General features: G+C 33.8%; 16 protein-coding genes and 1 pseudogene. All 17 read left to right on the top strand.

Annotated features, from left to right (window positions below):
- The first annotated feature begins 114 nt into the window (after positions 1–114).
- The 17 genes and pseudogenes from mraY to BJG89_RS09300 all read left to right on the top strand — a co-directional run bounded on the left by mraY (position 115) and on the right by BJG89_RS09300 (position 18647).
- Entirely contained in the window at positions 115–1080 is a 966-nt protein-coding gene (mraY, locus tag BJG89_RS09380) for a phospho-N-acetylmuramoyl-pentapeptide-transferase (protein WP_096810341.1), read from the top strand.
- Between the two features lies 1 nt (position 1081).
- Entirely contained in the window at positions 1082–2431 is a 1350-nt protein-coding gene (gene murD / locus BJG89_RS09375; RefSeq protein WP_096810340.1) for a UDP-N-acetylmuramoyl-L-alanine--D-glutamate ligase, read from the top strand.
- A 126-nt stretch (positions 2432–2557) separates the two neighbouring features.
- Positions 2558–3337, top strand: a pseudogene (locus BJG89_RS09370) (cell division protein FtsQ/DivIB); the annotation flags it as partial.
- Between the two features lie 105 nt (positions 3338–3442).
- Positions 3443–4849 carry a cell division protein FtsA gene (gene ftsA, locus BJG89_RS09365; protein WP_096810338.1) on the top strand — a complete coding sequence of 469 codons (1407 nt, stop codon included), beginning with the start codon at positions 3443–3445 and terminating at the stop codon, positions 4847–4849.
- Positions 4850–4878: 29 nt separating this feature from the next.
- Complete coding sequence (ftsZ, locus tag BJG89_RS09360; protein ID WP_096810337.1) at positions 4879–6054, top strand: cell division protein FtsZ; 1176 nt, start codon at positions 4879–4881, stop codon at positions 6052–6054.
- A 223-nt stretch (positions 6055–6277) separates the two neighbouring features.
- Positions 6278–7066, top strand: a complete 789-nt coding sequence (gene pgeF / locus BJG89_RS09355; protein ID WP_096810336.1) for a peptidoglycan editing factor PgeF — start codon at positions 6278–6280, stop codon at positions 7064–7066.
- A gap of 18 nt (positions 7067–7084) precedes the next feature.
- A complete protein-coding gene (locus BJG89_RS09350) occupies positions 7085–7759 on the top strand; it encodes a YggS family pyridoxal phosphate-dependent enzyme (RefSeq protein ID WP_096810335.1) in 675 nt (224 codons plus the stop codon).
- 5 nt (positions 7760–7764) lie between these two features.
- A complete protein-coding gene (locus BJG89_RS09345) occupies positions 7765–8358 on the top strand; it encodes a cell division protein SepF (protein ID WP_096810334.1) in 594 nt (197 codons plus the stop codon).
- Positions 8359–8370: 12 nt separating this feature from the next.
- Positions 8371–8661, top strand: coding sequence for a YggT family protein (locus BJG89_RS09340; protein WP_096810333.1), 291 nt, complete (start codon positions 8371–8373; stop codon positions 8659–8661).
- Between the two features lie 118 nt (positions 8662–8779).
- The gene (locus BJG89_RS09335; RefSeq protein ID WP_096810332.1) at positions 8780–9553 is read left to right on the top strand and encodes a YlmH family RNA-binding protein; all 774 of its coding nucleotides are present in this window, start codon (positions 8780–8782) and stop codon (positions 9551–9553) included.
- 143 nt (positions 9554–9696) lie between these two features.
- A complete protein-coding gene (locus BJG89_RS09330; protein WP_096810331.1) occupies positions 9697–10326 on the top strand; it encodes a DivIVA domain-containing protein in 630 nt (209 codons plus the stop codon).
- A 241-nt stretch (positions 10327–10567) separates the two neighbouring features.
- Positions 10568–13318: an isoleucine--tRNA ligase gene (ileS, locus tag BJG89_RS09325; RefSeq protein WP_096810330.1), complete on the top strand. Its 2751-nt coding sequence runs from the start codon at positions 10568–10570 to the stop codon at positions 13316–13318.
- A gap of 334 nt (positions 13319–13652) precedes the next feature.
- Complete coding sequence (locus BJG89_RS09320; RefSeq protein ID WP_096810329.1) at positions 13653–14447, top strand: VOC family protein; 795 nt, start codon at positions 13653–13655, stop codon at positions 14445–14447.
- A gap of 137 nt (positions 14448–14584) precedes the next feature.
- A complete protein-coding gene (gene lspA, locus BJG89_RS09315; RefSeq protein ID WP_096810328.1) occupies positions 14585–15061 on the top strand; it encodes a signal peptidase II in 477 nt (158 codons plus the stop codon).
- Between the two features lie 12 nt (positions 15062–15073).
- The gene (locus BJG89_RS09310) at positions 15074–15991 is read left to right on the top strand and encodes an RluA family pseudouridine synthase (RefSeq protein WP_096810327.1); all 918 of its coding nucleotides are present in this window, start codon (positions 15074–15076) and stop codon (positions 15989–15991) included.
- A 529-nt stretch (positions 15992–16520) separates the two neighbouring features.
- Positions 16521–17048: a bifunctional pyr operon transcriptional regulator/uracil phosphoribosyltransferase PyrR gene (gene pyrR / locus BJG89_RS09305; protein WP_096810326.1), complete on the top strand. Its 528-nt coding sequence runs from the start codon at positions 16521–16523 to the stop codon at positions 17046–17048.
- Positions 17049–17339: 291 nt separating this feature from the next.
- Complete coding sequence (locus BJG89_RS09300; protein WP_096810325.1) at positions 17340–18647, top strand: uracil-xanthine permease family protein; 1308 nt, start codon at positions 17340–17342, stop codon at positions 18645–18647.
- The last annotated feature ends 30 nt before the right edge of the window (positions 18648–18677 follow it).

Here is an 18677-nt window from a genome sequence, read left to right as displayed (position 1 = left end):
ACAGTGGTATTGTGCGTCTGTTTAACCGATAATACTGCTATCTCGTTACATAATATATAAGCTGCACTAAGCATTAACGAAATTAATCCAATTTAATATTTAAAGGAGCATAATATGGTTTATTTACTAGCAATCATTGCATTACTAATAACATTTATATTAGTCCCTGTTTTGATACCAACACTTAAAAGAATGAAATTTGGACAAAGTATTAGAGAAGAAGGTCCTCAAAGTCATATGAAAAAAACGGGTACACCAACTATGGGAGGATTGACTTTTTTATTAAGTATTATCATCACTTCTATATTAGCTATTATCTTTATGGATAATGCAAATCCAATAATATTATTGTTATTTGTAACTATTGGTTTTGGTTTAATCGGTTTTATTGATGACTATATCATCGTTGTTAAGAAGAACAACCAAGGTTTAACTAGTAAACAAAAGTTCCTTGCACAAATTGCTATTGCAGTTGTTTTCTTTATATTAAGCCAAGTGTTTAATTTAACGGATTTTTCAACTGGAATTCATATTCCATTTACTGATGTAGAAATTCCGCTTTCTATTGCATATGTCATTTTCATAGTATTTTGGCAAGTAGGTTTTTCAAATGCGGTTAATTTAACAGATGGATTAGATGGGCTATCAACGGGTCTTTCTATCATTGGATTTATTATGTATGCGTTAATGGCTTATATTCAAGGTGCTACTTCTATTGGTTTATTCTGTGTCATTATGATTTTTGCATTGCTAGGTTTCTTACCGTTTAACCTGAACCCTGCAAAAGTATTCATGGGGGACACAGGTAGTCTAGCGCTTGGTGGGATATTCGCTACAATTTCAATTATGTTAAATCAAGAATTATCTCTTATATTTATTGGTTTTGTATTTGTAGCTGAAACACTATCAGTGATGATTCAAGTTACATCATATAAACTTACAGGCAAACGAATTTTCAAAATGTCACCGTTACATCATCATTTTGAACTCGTAGGTTGGAACGAAAGAAAAGTGGTTACTGTATTTTGGACAGTTGGTATTATTTCAGGTCTTATTGGTTTATGGATTGGAGTGAATTAAATTGCTGAAATATACAGGTTTAGAAGATGAAAATGTATTAGTAATCGGGTTAGCGAAAAGTGGTTATGAAGCTGCTAAGTTATTACAGGGACTGGGGGCCAACGTCGTCGTTAACGATGGTAAAGACTTAAGTCAAGATGCACATGCAATTGATTTGGAAAATATGGGTGTCAAAGTAGTTGGTGGTCAACACCCATTATCTTTACTTGATAACGAGCCGTTAATTTTCAAAAACCCCGGCATACCTTACACTGTGCCTCTGATCCAAGAGGCGCAACACAGAGGGTTGAAAATACTTACTGAGGTAGAATTGAGTTACTTAGTTTCTGAAGCGCCAATCATAGGAGTCACAGGTACAAACGGAAAAACAACGGTGACGTCACTAATTGGAGATATGTTTAAAAAAAGTAGGATAACTGGTAAATTATCAGGAAACATTGGTTATGTCGCTTCAAAAGTTGCGCAAGAAGTAAAAGCAAATGATTATCTAATAACAGAATTATCTTCGTTTCAGTTATTAGGTATTGACCAATATAAGCCACATATTTCTATTATAACGAATATTTATTCTGCCCATTTAGACTATCATGAAACCTTAGAAAATTATCAAAATGCGAAAAAACAAATATACAAAAATCAAACAGAAAATGATTATTTAATATGTAATTATCATCAGCGACACCTTATTGAATCCGAATCATTAAGAGCTAAAGCATATTATTTTTCGACCCACCAAGAGGTTGATGGCATTTATGTGAAAGAAGGTTATATTACCTTTAAAGGTTTTCGCCTCATTCATAAAGATGATTTAGTATTACCTGGAGAACATAATTTAGAGAATATTTTAGCTGCTGTATTAGCCGCTTTATTAGCCGGTGTTTCTGTAAGAGCAATCATTGAAAGCTTGACAACATTCTCAGGAATTGAACATAGGCTGCAATATGTAGGGTCAAATAAAACAAATAAATATTATAACGATTCCAAGGCTACTAATACATTAGCCACACAGTTTGCGTTAAATTCATTCGAACAACCTATTATTTGGTTGTGTGGCGGTTTGGATAGAGGCAATGGATTTGATGAATTAATTCCATACATGAACAACGTCAGAGTGTTGGTTACCTTTGGAGAAACACAAGATAAATTTGTGAAATTAGGTGAAAACCAAGGGAAATATGTAATAAAAGCAACAGATGTAGAAGATGCAGTCGATAGAGTACAATCGGTTATTGAACCTAATGACGTTGTATTATTATCGCCAGCTTGTGCAAGTTGGGATCAATATAATACGTTTGAAGAGCGCGGAAATCGATTTATTAAACGTTTTCAAGCGCACTTACCTTCACTTTAAAGGGCGTGAAAATATATGTCAGATAAAGTAAGTGAATTTGACTCTGAATATTTAAAAGAGAAGCGAGCAAAACGTCGCAAAAAACAAAAACAAATTCAATATTCAGTGTTTGGTTTATTGTTGTTTGTGATACTGCTCATTCTTATTTATATGTTCACTCCATTAAGTAAAATTAATTCAGTGAAAATTGAAGGAAATGATAATGTATCTCAAACTTCAATTGAAAAAGCAATTAACGTTAAAGACGATTCTAGAATGTATACTTATAGTACTTCAAAAGCGATAAAAAACTTAAAGAAAAATGAATTGATTAAGGACGCAGAAGTTACTAAGCAACTACCAAATAAATTGAATGTCAAAGTGACTGAGAATCAAATTGTTGCCTTGACCAAAAAGAAAGATAAATACGTGCCCATACTTGAAGATGGTACAGAATTAGAAAATTACGAAGATGGCAATGTGACAGATGATGGACCGGTTTTAGAAGGGTTTAAAAAAGAGAAAAAAGATAAAATTATTCAAGAACTCGCAAAAATGTCTGCAAATGTAAGAGGTATGATTGCAGAAGTAAAATATGACCCACAAGAAAATTTGCAAAACCAAATTAAGTTATTTACAACAGATGAAATTCAGATAGTAGGGAATCTAAACACAATCGCAAATAAAATGAAGTATTACCCACAAATGTCACAATCACTAGAACGCGATGAATCAGGCAAATTAAAAAAATCAGGTTATATCGATTTGTCAGTAGGAGCATCTTTCATACCGTATAGTGGAGGAAGTACGACTAAATCAACAAGTGATCAAAATGTAGATAAAGGAAATTCAGAAGAAGATAAGGCAAAAGATGAGTTACAAAGTGCATTAAATAAGATTAATAAAGAATCAGACAAAAATAATTAAAAAATTTAGACAAATACATGTGTTTATAGTTCACAAGCATCAAAACGTATTGTAAACTGTTAATAGTGTGAACATGAATAAGTTATTGTCAGGAGGTGCCTATCTATGGAAGAGCATTATTATGTAAGTATAGATATCGGTTCGTCAAGCGTTAAAGCGATAGTAGGCGAGAAATTTCACAATGGAATAAATGTGATAGGTACAGGACAGACCTACACAAGTGGGATTAAAAACGGTCTCATTGATGACTTTGATATTGCAAAACAAGCGGTCAAAGACACAATTAAAAAAGCCTCTATTGCTTCAGGTGTCGATGTGAAAGAAGTATTTTTAAAACTTCCTATCATAGGAACTGAAGTATTTGATGAATCAAATGAAATAGAATTTTATGAAGATACAGAACTTGACGGTACACATATTGAAAGTGTGCTTGAAGGTATTCGTGAAAAAAATGACGTGCCTGAAACAGAAATTATAAACACTTTCCCAATTAAATTTATAGTAGATGGAGATAATGAAGTATCAGATCCTAAAGAACTGATTGCAAGACATAGTTTGAAAGTCGAAGCTGGTGTCATTGCGATTCAAAAATCAATCTTAATAAATATGATTAAATGTGTAGAATCTTGTGGTGTAGATGTATTAGATGTTTATTCTGATGCATATAACTATGGCTCAGTTCTTTCAGCAACTGAAAAAGAACTTGGCGCATGTGTGATTGATATTGGCGAAGATGTAACACAATTGGCATTTTATGAGCGAGGAGAGCTTGTTGATGCTGATGCTATAGAAATGGCTGGAAGAGATATAACAGAAGATATAGCGAAAGGCTTAAATACATCATATGAAACAGCTGAAAAAATCAAACATCAATACGGGCATGCTTTCTTTGAATCAGCATCTGACCATGATGTATTCACAGTTGATCAAGTAAATAGTGAAGAAGAAGCACAATTCACTCAAAAAGATTTGGCAGATATAATCGAAGCACGTGTTGAAGAAATATTCTTTAATGTCTTTGATGTGTTACAAGAATTAGGGTTAACGAAAGTGAATGGCGGTTTTGTTGTAACTGGTGGTTCAGCTAATTTATTAGGTGTTAAGGAATTGTTACAAGATATGGTGAGTGAAAAAGTGAGAATTCATACTCCATCTCAAATGGGTATCAGAAAACCTGAGTTCTCTTCAGCGATTTCAACGATTTCTAGTAGCATTACTTTCGACGAATTACTAGATTATGTTACAATTAATAATCATGACAGTGAAGAATTCGAAGAAGAAGTCATCGAATCAAATGATCGAGAAAATAGTACGAAGTCAAGCGGATTTGATTGGTTCAAAAAGAAATCAAACAAACAAGAAGAGCCACATACATCAACTTCTGATTTAGAAGAACCAGAAGCGTCTGAGGCATACGAAGAAGAAGTCAATGTTGAACAAGACGAAGATCGTAAACCTCAAGACAAAGAAGAAGGTAAGTTCAAAAAACTTATGAAATCTCTATTCGATTGATTGGCCACTAAAACTAGGAGGAAATTTAAATGTTAGAATTTGAACAAGGATTTAATCATTTAGCGACGTTAAAAGTCATCGGTGTAGGGGGCGGCGGAAATAACGCTGTTAACCGAATGATTGACCATGGTATGAATAATGTTGAATTTATTTCAATCAATACGGATGGACAAGCTTTAAACTTATCTAAAGCTGAGTCTAAAATCCAAATTGGTGAAAAGTTAACACGTGGTTTAGGTGCTGGTGCAAACCCTGATATTGGTAAAAAAGCTGCAGAAGAATCCCGCGAACAAATCGAAGATGCCATTCAAGGTGCTGACATGGTATTCGTAACAGCTGGAATGGGTGGCGGTACTGGTACAGGTGCAGCGCCGGTTGTAGCAAAAATTGCAAAAGAAATGGGAGCGTTAACAGTTGGTGTTGTGACGCGTCCGTTCGGTTTCGAAGGTCGCAAACGTCAAACGCAAGCTGCTGCTGGCGTAGAATCAATGAAAGCTGCAGTAGATACATTAATCGTCATCCCTAATGACCGTTTATTAGATATTGTTGATAAATCTACACCAATGATGGAAGCATTTAAAGAAGCAGATAATGTTTTACGTCAAGGTGTGCAAGGTATTTCAGACCTTATCGCAGTTTCAGGTGAAGTTAACCTTGACTTTGCAGACGTTAAAACAATTATGTCTAACCAAGGTTCTGCTCTAATGGGTATCGGTGTTTCTTCAGGAGAAAACCGTGCTGTAGAAGCTGCTAAAAAAGCCATTTCTTCACCATTACTAGAAACTTCTATCGTTGGTGCGCAAGGCGTGTTAATGAATATTACTGGTGGAGAATCACTATCATTATTCGAGGCACAAGAAGCAGCAGATATTGTTCAAGATGCGGCTGATGAAGATGTTAACATGATCTTCGGTACTGTAATTAACCCAGAATTACAAGATGAAATTGTAGTAACTGTAATTGCTACAGGCTTTGAAGATAAACCTTCATCTCAAGGTCGCAAAGCTTCAAATACTGGATTTGGTAGCAGCGCAACATCTGGAAATACTTCTGGAAAAGAAGACACATATGCGTCAAGTTCATCAAGCGCTTCTCAACCAGCAGATAATGCAAATGAAAGCAGAACACATACTACAAATGAAGATGATATTCCTAGCTTTATCAGAAACAGAGAAGAGAGACGTTCTAGAAGAACTAGACGTTAATAATAGATTGACTTCTTCTTCTTGTTAGTTTTTCATAATTATTAATATTTATTTAGACAACATAAAATATAAAGATGTCATCAGGTCCAAAGATCTGATGACTTTTTTGAATTAAAAGATTGTCATATTATTTAAGCGATATATATCATTGGGGGAAATGCTATTTTAAACTTTTAAAGTCGCCCAAATGAAGTAAGTGTTGGAACAGCTGGAGGTTTATAACATGCAAGATAAATTTATCAAAGATCGTCATATACTCAAATATGACGATGAACAATTAAATCATGTGAAATTGGGTATAACAACAAGAGAAGACGGATTAAGCGATTATCCAAGAAATGCATTCAATATGGCAAGATATATTGACGATAATCAAGATAACATTACAAAACATCAAGAATTATTAGCTTCTATAATTCAATTTCCAAGAGAGAAATGGGTTTTCCCGATTCAAACACATGAAAATCGAGTGGTTGAAGTTAATCAAGAAGACAGAGGCGCCAACATCGACTGTCTTACTCATGAGTTACATGGCGTAGATGGTTTTTATACCTTTGAAAAAGACGTTTTACTTACAATGTGCTATGCAGATTGTGTACCTATTTATTTTTACAGTGAAAAACATCAATATATAGGTTTAGCGCATGCAGGTTGGAAAGGCACAGTTGGACAAATTGTTAATCAAATGGTGAAACATATACCGTTTGATTTAAATGATTTGAAAGTTGTTGTTGGGCCAGCGACCTCTAATTCTTATGAAATTAATGATGATATCAAGCATCAGTTTGAGGATTTACCGATTGATATCCATCAGTATATAGAGACAAGAGGTAAAAATCGTCATGGCATTGATTTGAAAAAAGCAAATGCTATGTTATTAGAGCATGTCGGTGTTCCAAAAGATAATATTTATATTACAAATTATGCGACATCAGAAGATTTATCTTTATTCTTTTCATATAGAGTTGAAAAAGGCGATACAGGTCGTATGTTAGCTTATATTGGTCAATAACAAAGAGGTGTGTAGAAATTGGACGTACAACAAAGTTTAAAACAGATTAATGAGCAGTTAGAAATGCATTGTAAAAAAGGTAATATTTCAACATTGCCAGACGTGATAGCAGTGACAAAGTATGTTACAATAGAGCGAGCTAAGGATGCTTATAATGCAGGAATTAGACAGTTTGGTGAAAACCGTTTAGAAGGTTTTCAACAAAAAAAATCAGCTTTACCAGACGATGTTACCATGCATTTCATCGGTTCATTACAAACAAGAAAAGTAAAAGATGTCATCAACGAGATAGATTATTTCCATGCATTAGATCGTCTGAAATTAGCTAAAGAAATTAATAAAAGAGCAGAACATAAAGTGAAATGTTTTGTGCAAGTGAACGTTTCCGGAGAAACGTCTAAACAAGGTATTGCTTTAGATGAAGTTGAGACATTTATCAAGCGTTTAGAGCAATTTGAAAATATAGAAGTAATTGGTCTTATGACAATGGCACCATTTACGGATGATGCGCCGTATATTAAAAAATTATTTAAATTATTAAGAGCAAAAAGAGATGAAATTAAAGCGCTCAATTTAAATTATGCGCCGTGTACTGAGCTCTCGATGGGGATGAGTAACGACTTCCATTTAGCAGCTGAAGAAGGTGCGTCATTTGTGAGAATTGGGACTAAACTTGTAGGAAAAGAGGAGTGAGCCCCGTGGCTTTAAAAGATTTATTTAGTGGTTTTTTCGTAGTTGAAGAAGAAGATGACGATTTAAAAGCGCCACCAGAAGAAGAACAGAATCATCAACAAAATAAACAACAAGCACAGTCTCAGACAAATTATAATAACCAACAAACTGATAATACAGAAAGACAACGATTACAGTCCGTGCCCAAAAAACAACCAACAAGATTACAACAATCAACGGGTGAAAGGAAGTATCAGATGAATAACAGTGCACCTAAAAATAATACTAGGAACGTGGTGAACATGAATAATCAAGATCAAAACAATTATGACTTTGCCCAAGAAAGTTCTAAAATGTGTTTATTTGAACCACGTGTCTTTTCAGATACACAAGATATTGCAGATGAATTAAAAAATCGCAGAGCAACTTTAGTAAACTTGCAACGTATTGATAAAGTGTCTGCAAAAAGAATTATTGATTTTCTAAGTGGTACTGTTTATGCAATTGGTGGAGATATTCAACGTGTTGGCTCTGATATATTCTTATGTACGCCAGATAATGTTGAAGTTGCAGGAAGTATCACAGACCAGATTGAAAATATGGAATACCAAGGCGAATAGAGGTAAATAATAATGGATTTAAGTTTATTAGCAAATATATTTCAATTTATTTTATTCTTGGTTCAAATCTATTATTATGGAATGATTGTATATTTCTTTATGTCATGGCTACCGGGTGCACGTGAAAATAAATTCGGTCAATTTTTAACAAAAATATATGAACCGTTTTTAGAACCTTTCCGTAAGATTATCCCGCCAATTGGCATGATTGATATTTCATCCATTGTGGCGATTGTTGTTTTAGTTTTATTTAGAATGGGATTGGCAAATATTTTTAACTTTATAATCAATTCTTTAGCGTAATCTCTTCTATAAATGACTATTGAAACATAAGCGTTTTATGAAAACTAATGTATAAAATGAATGCCAAGCACCTAACGTTAAAAACGCGAGGTGCTTTATATTATATTTGGGGTGAAGTATCATCGATATTTATCAACATTTTAGAAAAGAAGAACATGAATTAATAGATCAACTTATAGATAAGTCTAAGCAAGCAAATGAACAATATGCTCCTGTTTTAACATCTTTTTTAGATCCACGCGGACAATATATTCTCAATGTGATTGTCGGCACTTTTCAAGATTTAGAAGTTACTTTTTACGGTGGGCCTTTTGCAGAGAGGCAAAGAGCTATTATCGCACCAGAATATTTCCGACCAGAAGCTGAAGATTTTGAGATTAGTTTATTTGAAATCGATTATCCTCAAAAATTTGTTACGCTACAGCATCAACATATATTAGGTACTATTATGTCGTTAGGTATTGAAAGAGACCAACTAGGTGATATTTTGATAGATGATCGTATACAATTTACTTTGACAAAACAGTTGGAATCTTATATTATGTTAGAATTAAATAAAATCAAAGGCGCTACAGTCAAACTAAATGCTATACTTGTAAAAAATATGATACAATCAAAAGAGCATTGGCGCTCATTTGATACGACTGTGAGCGGTTTGCGATTAGATGTTGTATTAAAAGAAATTATTCGTAAATCTCGTTCTATTGGTAAACAGTTAATAGAGAAAAAGCGTGTCAAAGTCAATCATACCATTATTGATTCAGTTGATTTTCAATTAGATCAAGGCGATTTATTATCTGTTCAAGGGTATGGGCGAGCAATGATTACCGATATTGGTGGAAAAACAAAAAAAGATAAAATTCGTATTTCCTACAAAACTTTATTTAAATAAGTTATACTTATAGAACGTAAAATGAAATTATCTAATGAATAACAAATGAAAAACATGAAACCGAATGTATAAAAATTGAAATTTTGTTTATTATATTTAATGAAATACTAAAATAGTGTATTATAGAAGGAGGACACGGGCGCATGGCTTTTACACCAAGTGAAATAAAAAACAAAACATTTACACGTGTGAAAACGGGTTTGGAACCAACTGAAGTTGAAAGTTATTTAGAACAACTTAGCAATGAAATTGAACGTTTAAAAGAAGATAAAGCACAATTAGAAAAAGTAATCGAAGATAAAGAAACGAATATTCAATCTTATAAAGATGTACATCAATCTGTGAGTGATGCTTTAATTCAAGCAAAACAAGCTGGAGAAGAAACAAAAGAAGCAGCAAACAAAGAAGCTGACGCAACAATTGCTAAAGCTAAGAGTGAAGCTGATCGCATTGTCAATGATGCAGTTGAAAAGGCACGTCGTCTTTCTTTCCAAACAGAGGATATGAAACGTCAATCAAAAATATTCAGATCCCGTTTTCGCATGTTAGTAGAAGCGCAATTAGATTTACTCAAAAATGACGATTGGGATTATTTATTAAATTATGATCTTGATTCTGAACAAGTAACTCAAGAAAATATTAACCATTTAAACGAAAATGAATTAACTGATGAAGAAAAAGCTATGAAAGCAAGAGCAGAAGCCGATAGTACAGCAGAGGCAGATGCGCAAGCAACAGCTGATGAAACATCAAATGATAAAGAGAATAAATAATGAACAGCAGACGCGTAAGAAACAGTCAATATATCAAAGCGAGTTAGGGATAGTGTGAGCCTAATATATGTTTGTTTTTTATATCACTGGTGTTTTAACCAAATATAAGCAATGAGAGAACTCTAAGTTGAGTTAATCTGGGTGGTAACGCGGTGAATATCGTCCCTGTTAATTGAACTTAGAGTTCTTTTTATTGTTAAAAATAAATTTAGCCAGAATATTGTCATAAGGAGTGTAGGAAATGGATTATAAAGATACGTTATTAATGCCAAAAACGGAGTTCCCAATGCGTGGAGGTTTACCAAATAAAGAACCAAAAATCCAAGAAGAATGGGATGCTCAAAATATTTATCAAAAAGCACTAGAACAAAATAAAGGTAACGCACATTATATTTTACATGATGGTCCACCATACGCGAATGGAAGTTTACACATGGGGCATGCGCTAAATAAAATACTAAAAGATTTTATTACGCGTTATAAAACAATGCAAGGATTCTATACACCTTACGTTCCAGGTTGGGATACACATGGTCTACCAATTGAGCAAGCACTTACTAAAAAGGGTGTTAAACGTAAAGAGTTGTCAATTGCTGAATTCAGAAGAAAATGTGAAGCGTTCGCATTAGAACAAATTGAAAATCAGAAAAAAGATTTTAAACGACTTGGCGTTAAAGGTGATTTTGTGAATCCATATATCACATTAAAACCTGAATATGAGGCTGCTCAAATTCGTTTATTTGGTGAAATGGCGGACAAAGGTCTTATTTATAAAGGTAAAAAGCCAGTTTATTGGTCACCATCCAGTGAATCTTCACTAGCAGAAGCAGAAATTGAATATCAAGATAAGCGTTCACCCTCTATCTACGTGGCATTTGATGTTAAAGATGGCAAAGGTATTGTAGATGAAGATGCAAAATTTGTAATCTGGACTACAACACCATGGACATTACCATCCAATGTAGCAATCACAGTGCATCCAGATTTAGCTTATGGTCAATATAACGTAAATGGTGAAAAATACATTATCGGCAGAGATTTAGTAGCTAGTGTTGCTGAAGCGTTAGAGTGGGATGAAGATGCCATTGTATTAGAAAGAGAATTCACAGGGAAAGAACTAGAATACGTTGAAACGCAACATCCATTTGTTGATCGAGTTTCACTAGTGATAAACGGACAACACGTTACAACAGATGCTGGTACAGGATGTGTTCATACAGCGCCTGGCCACGGGGAAGATGACTTTGTTGTTGGACAAAAATATAATCTACCAGTTATTAGTCCTGTGGATGACAAAGGCGTATTTACTGAAGAAGCCGGACAATTTGAAGGTATGTTCTATGATAAAGCGAATAAAGAAATTACGGATCTCTTAAAAGAGAACGGTTCATTATTAAAATTAGAATTTATGACACATAGTTATCCTCATGATTGGCGTACTAAAAAACCTGTAATCTTCCGTGCAACGCCACAATGGTTTGCGTCTATTGATAAAGTACGTCAAGATATCTTAGATGCAATCGAAAATACGCACTTTAAAGTTGATTGGGGCAGAACGCGTATTTACAACATGGTAAGAGATCGTGGTGAATGGGTCATTTCACGTCAACGTGTTTGGGGCGTGCCATTACCGGTATTTTACGCAGAAAATGGCGACATCATTATGACTAAAGAAACAGTTAATCATGTTGCAGATTTATTCCAAGAACATGGTTCAAACGTCTGGTTTGAACGCGATGCAAAAGATTTATTACCTGAAGGATTTACACATCCAAGTAGCCCTAATGGTGAATTTACGAAAGAGACAGATATCATGGATGTTTGGTTTGACTCAGGTTCGTCACATCGCGGTGTATTAGAAGAACGTCCTGAACTATCTTATCCTGCAGATTTATATCTCGAAGGTAGTGACCAATATCGCGGTTGGTTTAACTCTTCAATTACAACTTCTGTTGCAACAAGAGGCATTTCACCATACAAAATGTTACTTTCTCACGGATTTGTTATGGATGGGGAAGGTAAAAAAATGAGTAAGTCATTAGGTAATGTTATTGTGCCTGACCAAATTGTGAAACAAAAAGGTGCAGATATCGCACGTCTTTGGGTAAGTAGTGTTGATTATTTATCAGATGTTCGTATTTCGGATGAAATCTTAAAACAAACGTCTGACGTATATCGTAAAGTTAGAAATACATTACGATTTATGTTAGGTAACTTAAATGATTATAATCCAGTAACGGATGCAATAGCTGAAGCAGATTTATTAGAAGTAGATAAATATTTATTAAATAGATTACGCGAATTTACTGCTCATACATTAGACAACTATGATAACTATGATTATTTAGATATTTATCAAGAATTACAAAACTTTATCAATGTTGAACTAAGTAATTTCTATTTAGATTATGGTAAAGATATTTTATATATCGAAGCGCAAAATGCACATAAACGTCGTAGTATGCAAACGGTGTTATACCAAATCGTAGTAGATATGACGAAATTATTAGCGCCTATTTTAGCGCATACATCTGAAGAAGTATGGTCTCATATTCCACACGTTGAGGAAGAAAGTGTTCATTTAAGCCGTATGCCAGAACGCGTAGAAGTAGACACCGAATTTATGGAAAAATGGAATACATTTATGAAATTACGTGATGATGTGAATCGTGCTTTAGAAGTTGCGCGTAATGAGAAAGTCATTGGAAAATCATTAGAAGCAAAAGTCATTATCGGCAATAACGATCAATTTGATGCTACATCATTCTTACAACAATTTTCTGACTTACAGCAATTGTTTATTACTTCTCAAGCAGAAGTAGTAGATAAAGTTGAAAATGGCGAATCATATCCATATGGAGATATCCGTATTGAACATGCACATGGTGAAAAATGTGAACGTTGTTGGAATTATAGTGAAGCATTAGGCGCTGTAGGCGAGTTAGATAATCTATGTCCACGTTGCCAAGCAGTAGTTAAAACACTTGTTTAAGTGTTATTCAAATAACATTTATTTTATAATATGTGAAATGAGGAATAGGATAGAAAACGCAGTGTTTAAAAAGGTTTCGATATGTTCCTAGCATAGATGCCTTGAAAAAAATATAGCTTGATATAAGCTTATTTTCATACCAAACAACTATTGCTAATAACAAAGATGAGTCTGAGACATTTCTTATGTTTCAGACTCTCTTTTTCGCTTATATAAGCATTTAACTAAAAATTTATCTAAACTGAAAAATTTTATTTTAAGTGAGCAAATTAAAATTTTTAATCTAGTGATTCGTATATAATAGAAACAATAAGCAATTAGAAAGGTGTTAAATATGTTCCATAACGAAAGTGCACATTTTGTAAATGGCATCTTATTAAATGTAAGAGATAAAGAAGAAATGAAGAAATTTTATGGTGATATCATTGGACTGAATGTAGTCAATGAGTCATATTCTACCATGCAATATGAAATTGGTAATCTCAATCATTTTGTAACATTAAACCAGATTGATATGGGCAGAGAACCATTAATTTCAGAAGCTGGTTTATTTCATTTAGCCATTAAATTACCATCTAAAACAGATTTAGCTGACTTACTTGTACAATTGAGTGAATATAAAATACCAATCAATGGTGGAGAACACGACATTTCAACTTCATTATATTTGGAAGATACTGAAGGGAATGGCTTGGAGTTTTATGTAGATAATCCGATTGAAGATTGGTCTATTGAAAATGAAAAGGCAATTTTAGAAACCAAGCCATTAAATGTACCTAAATTATTAACACATGTATCAGATGATAAATGGCAAGGTATTCCTGATAAAAGCATCATAGGTTATATTAATTTAAAAACGGTTCGACTCAACAGAGTCAAACAATATTATAAAAACTATTTTGGTTTAGAACCATCATCTGAAGAAACGAATAGTGCTGTTTATTTAGCTTCAAATGGATATCATCAGCATCTTGTAGTTAATAATTGGTTATCAAGCATAAAAAGAATAGAAAATAACAGAACATATGGCTTAGCTTGCGTAGATTTTCATTTTCCAGAAACGACACATACATTATTAACTGGACCTGATGGTATTCAATTTAGATTTAATTATTATTCTGTGCTTTAAAATGAAAAATAGCACAAGAACGATTTTAAAAAGTTAGAACATTATTGAAACTGTAACTTTTTTTATAAGTTTGATTAGGATATAATGAGAGTTGTTATCAAAAGCGATCGCACGTAGAATAAATAGGAGGTACAGACATGAAACGTCAGTACTATATTGGTATTTCTTTATTTATAACAATCGTTATATTAATATTAGACCAAATCACAAAATACATCATTACTAAAACAATGCAAATTGGTGATTCATTTGAACTTATTCCTAATTTTTTGAACATCACCTCACATAGAAATAGTGGCGCAGCGTGGGGCATTTTAAGTGGTAAAATGGCATTTTTCTATATTATAACTGTAGTCATACTTATCGTGCTTATTGTTTTTTATATAAAAGAAGCGAAACATAATTTATTAATGCAAGTTGCTATAAGCTTATTGTTTGCTGGCGCTCTAGGCAACTTTATTGATCGTGTATTAAATGGTGAAGTTGTAGACTTCGTAGATACTTATATATTTAGTTATAATTTTCCAATATTTAACGTAGCTGATTCCAGTTTAACTATAGGCGTATTATTGATTATAATCGCTTTATTGAAAGATATGAAAACAGAAGAATAGGAGAGGTAATGTATGGAGATGCATGAGTTTAAAATAGAAGACGCTGTTAACGCAGGACAACGTATTGATAAAGTGTTGCCCGAATTTAACAATGAATGGTCACGGACCCAAATGCAAGATTGGATTAAAGAGGGGCTTGTTAAAGTTAATGATAAAGTAATTAAATCTAATTATAAAACAAAATTAAATGACCGCATTGTAGTCACTGAAAAAGAAGTAGTCGAAGCAGATATTAAACCAGAAAATTTAAATCTTGACATATATTATGAAGACAATGATGTAGCGGTTGTTTATAAACCTAAAGGTATGGTTGTTCACCCTTCAGCAGGGCATTATACGAATACATTAGTCAACGGTTTAATGTATCAAATGCAAAATTTATCAGGTATTAATGGGGAGATACGCCCAGGTATCGTGCATCGTATTGATAAAGATACATCTGGCTTATTAATGGTAGCTAAAAATGATGTGGCACATCGCGGATTAGTAGAGCAATTGGTAGATAAATCAGTGACGCGTAAATACATTGCATTAGTTCACGGTAATATTCCACACGATTATGGTACTGTGGACGCACCGATTGGTAGAAATAAAAACGATCGTCAATCTATGGCAGTCGTGGACGATGGCAAAGACGCAATTACGCATTTTAATATTCTCGAACATTTTAACAATTACACTTTAATCGAATGTCAATTAGAAACTGGTCGTACACACCAAATTCGTGTGCATATGAAATATATTGGCTACCCTTTAGTCGGCGATCCAAAATACGGTCAGAAGAAAACACTAGACATTGGTGGTCAAGCATTGCATGCTGCAGTAATTGGTTTTGAGCATCCTGTGACACAGGCATATATAGAAAAAAGTGCGCCATTACCAGATGATTTTGAACAGTTATTAAATGATATACGAAAATCAGATAATTAAATTAAAAATAAGATTTCTGTCCTCTCGGATTTGGAAATGATGAATCGACCCCTTACTAAATGAATAGTGAGGGGTTTTTACTATAGTTATGCTATTTGGTTAACGACAAAGCAGTCCATATATGGCCCGCTTAAAGTTTTTTTAATATAATTAAATATTTAAATTAACAAAAAGAAGGTGCATCTTCGAATAGTGCTTGCAACGATAGGTGATTCGTGATAATATAGTGACAGTTTAATAAAGAACGAACGTCTTTAAATGAAAGTCCAGAGAGGCTTCGAAGGCATGTAATGAAAATAGAATATACAAACAAAAATTTTAGTAAGTTAATTGCTAAAAATTCTCGTAGTCTACGAAATAACACGATAAAAGCATAACAGTAGATTGACACCATGTTATGCAGGAGAAATCATCTAAACGCACAGATACGTCTCTTGATACTTTGTTTGTAATATTTTATTAGTTAACCTCATGTCTTCTAAAGATATGAGGTTTTTTATATTATTAAGATTAAGGTAGGTGCCTAAAAATGTCAGAACGCGTTATCATGGATGAATCAGCCATTCAAAGAACAATTACACGTATCGCTCATGAAATTTTAGAATATAATAAAGGTACTGATCATTTGATTTTACTAGGTATTAAAACAAGAGGTGCGTTTCTAGCACATCGTATACAGCAAAAAATTGAACAAATTGAGGAGATAACCGTGCCAACTGGTACGATTGACGTCACTCAATTTAGAGATGATCTTGAGCAAACGACAGAACAGGCAAACGAAAAAACATACAAAATCGACGTCAGCCTTACAAATCAAGTCGTGATCATTGTTGATGATGTTTTATACACAGGACGTACAGTAAGAGCCTCATTAGATGCAATATTGCAGTACGCGAGACCTAAAAAGATTGGGCTTGCCACGCTTATTGATCGAGGGCATAGAGAATTGCCTATACGCGCAGATTTTGTTGGGAAAAATATCCCTACTGCTAGAGAAGAAGCTGTTTCGGTTTTTCTTAGTGAAATTGATAGCCGAAATGCAGTAGTAATTGAATAATTTAAAACCTTTTAATTCAGTACGAGAGACTGAAAAAGGGAGGGAATCGTGTGGTAATCTATGATAGTGAAATAAAATAATTAACCACATGAGATATTATAGCGATAAAGCACACGCTATAACATTCTCTTCATACCATTTGATTGGATGTTTAAGTATACGCATATGACAAACTACTTAAGTAGTTTGAAGTGTGAGGTACTTTAGTTCAAGGCAGAGGGTAGATACTTTTTAGTCTCTTTACATGAATATAATGTAAAGAGATTTTTTTATGAGAGGAAGCGTAAAAACATGGAGAACGAAACAATATTCGAACGAACAGCCGAACCAGTATTAGATGTACGAGAACGACCTAAATTAGGACAATGGGCATTTTTAAGTACACAGCACTTATTTGCAATGTTCGGTTCAACAGTATTAGTACCGTTTTTAACAGGATTACCTATATCTTCTGCATTATTAGCATCTGGTATAGGAACCTTACTATATATTTTGATTACAAAAGCGAAAATACCAGCCTATTTAGGATCAAGCTTTGCGTTTATCACACCGATTATTACTGGTTTGAATTCGCATAGCCTTGGAGACATGTTAATGGCATTATTTATGAGCGGCGTTATGTATGTGCTTATAGGGTTAGCAATTAGATTAAGTGGGACGGGGTGGCTTATGCACTTGTTGCCACCAGTTGTAGTAGGACCAGTAATTATGGTCATTGGCTTGAGTCTTGCACCAACCGCAGTTAATATGGCTATGTTTGAAAACTCTGGAGAGATGAAAGGTTATAACTTAAGTTATTTAGTGGTAGCGATGATTACTTTGTTTGTTACTATTATTGTCCAAGGTTACTTTAAAGGTTTCTTGTCTTTGATACCGGTATTGATAGGAATCATAACGGGATATGTGGTATCGATATTTATGGGACTTGTTAATTTTAAGCCCGTAGCTGAAGCGAAATGGTTACAATTTCCAGAAGTATATTTGCCATTTAAAGATTATACACCGTCGATACATCTTGGATTGATACTTGTCTTAATACCGATTGTTTTTGTAACTGTAAGTGAACATATTGGACATCAAATGGTTATTAATAAAATAGTAGGACGAAATTTCTTTAAAGATCCTGGATTAGATAAATCGATTATTGGTGACGGTGTGTCAACGATGTTTGCAAGTATCATAGGTGGCCCTCCGAGTACTACTTACGGTGAAAATATTGGTGTTTTAGCAATCACAAAGATTTATAGTATATACGTAATTGGAGGGGCTGCAGTGATAGCAATTATCCTCGGTTTTGTTGGAAAATTTACAGCGCTCGTTTCGTCTATACCAACACCTGTTATGGGAGGCGTATCAATATTACTTTTCGGTATCATTGCAGCAAGTGGTTTGAGGATGTTAGTAGAAAGTGAAGTAGATTTTGCAAGTAACCGAAACCTTGTTATTGCATCAGTCATATTGGTTATCGGGATAGGTAATTTGGTCTTTAACTTAAATGGCGTAGGTATCAACTTAGAAATCGAAGGTATGGCCTTAGCAGCATTAGCAGGTATCATATTAAATTTAATTTTACCCAAAGCATCTGCAACGATTAAATAAACAAGTATTTCATTATTAGGAGGCTGGAAA

It is taken from the genome of Staphylococcus nepalensis (genome assembly GCF_002442935.1).
Taxonomy (GTDB): domain Bacteria; phylum Bacillota; class Bacilli; order Staphylococcales; family Staphylococcaceae; genus Staphylococcus; species Staphylococcus nepalensis.
Note: the sequence above shows the minus strand (reverse complement) of the source record. Positions and strands in the feature narration are given on the sequence as shown.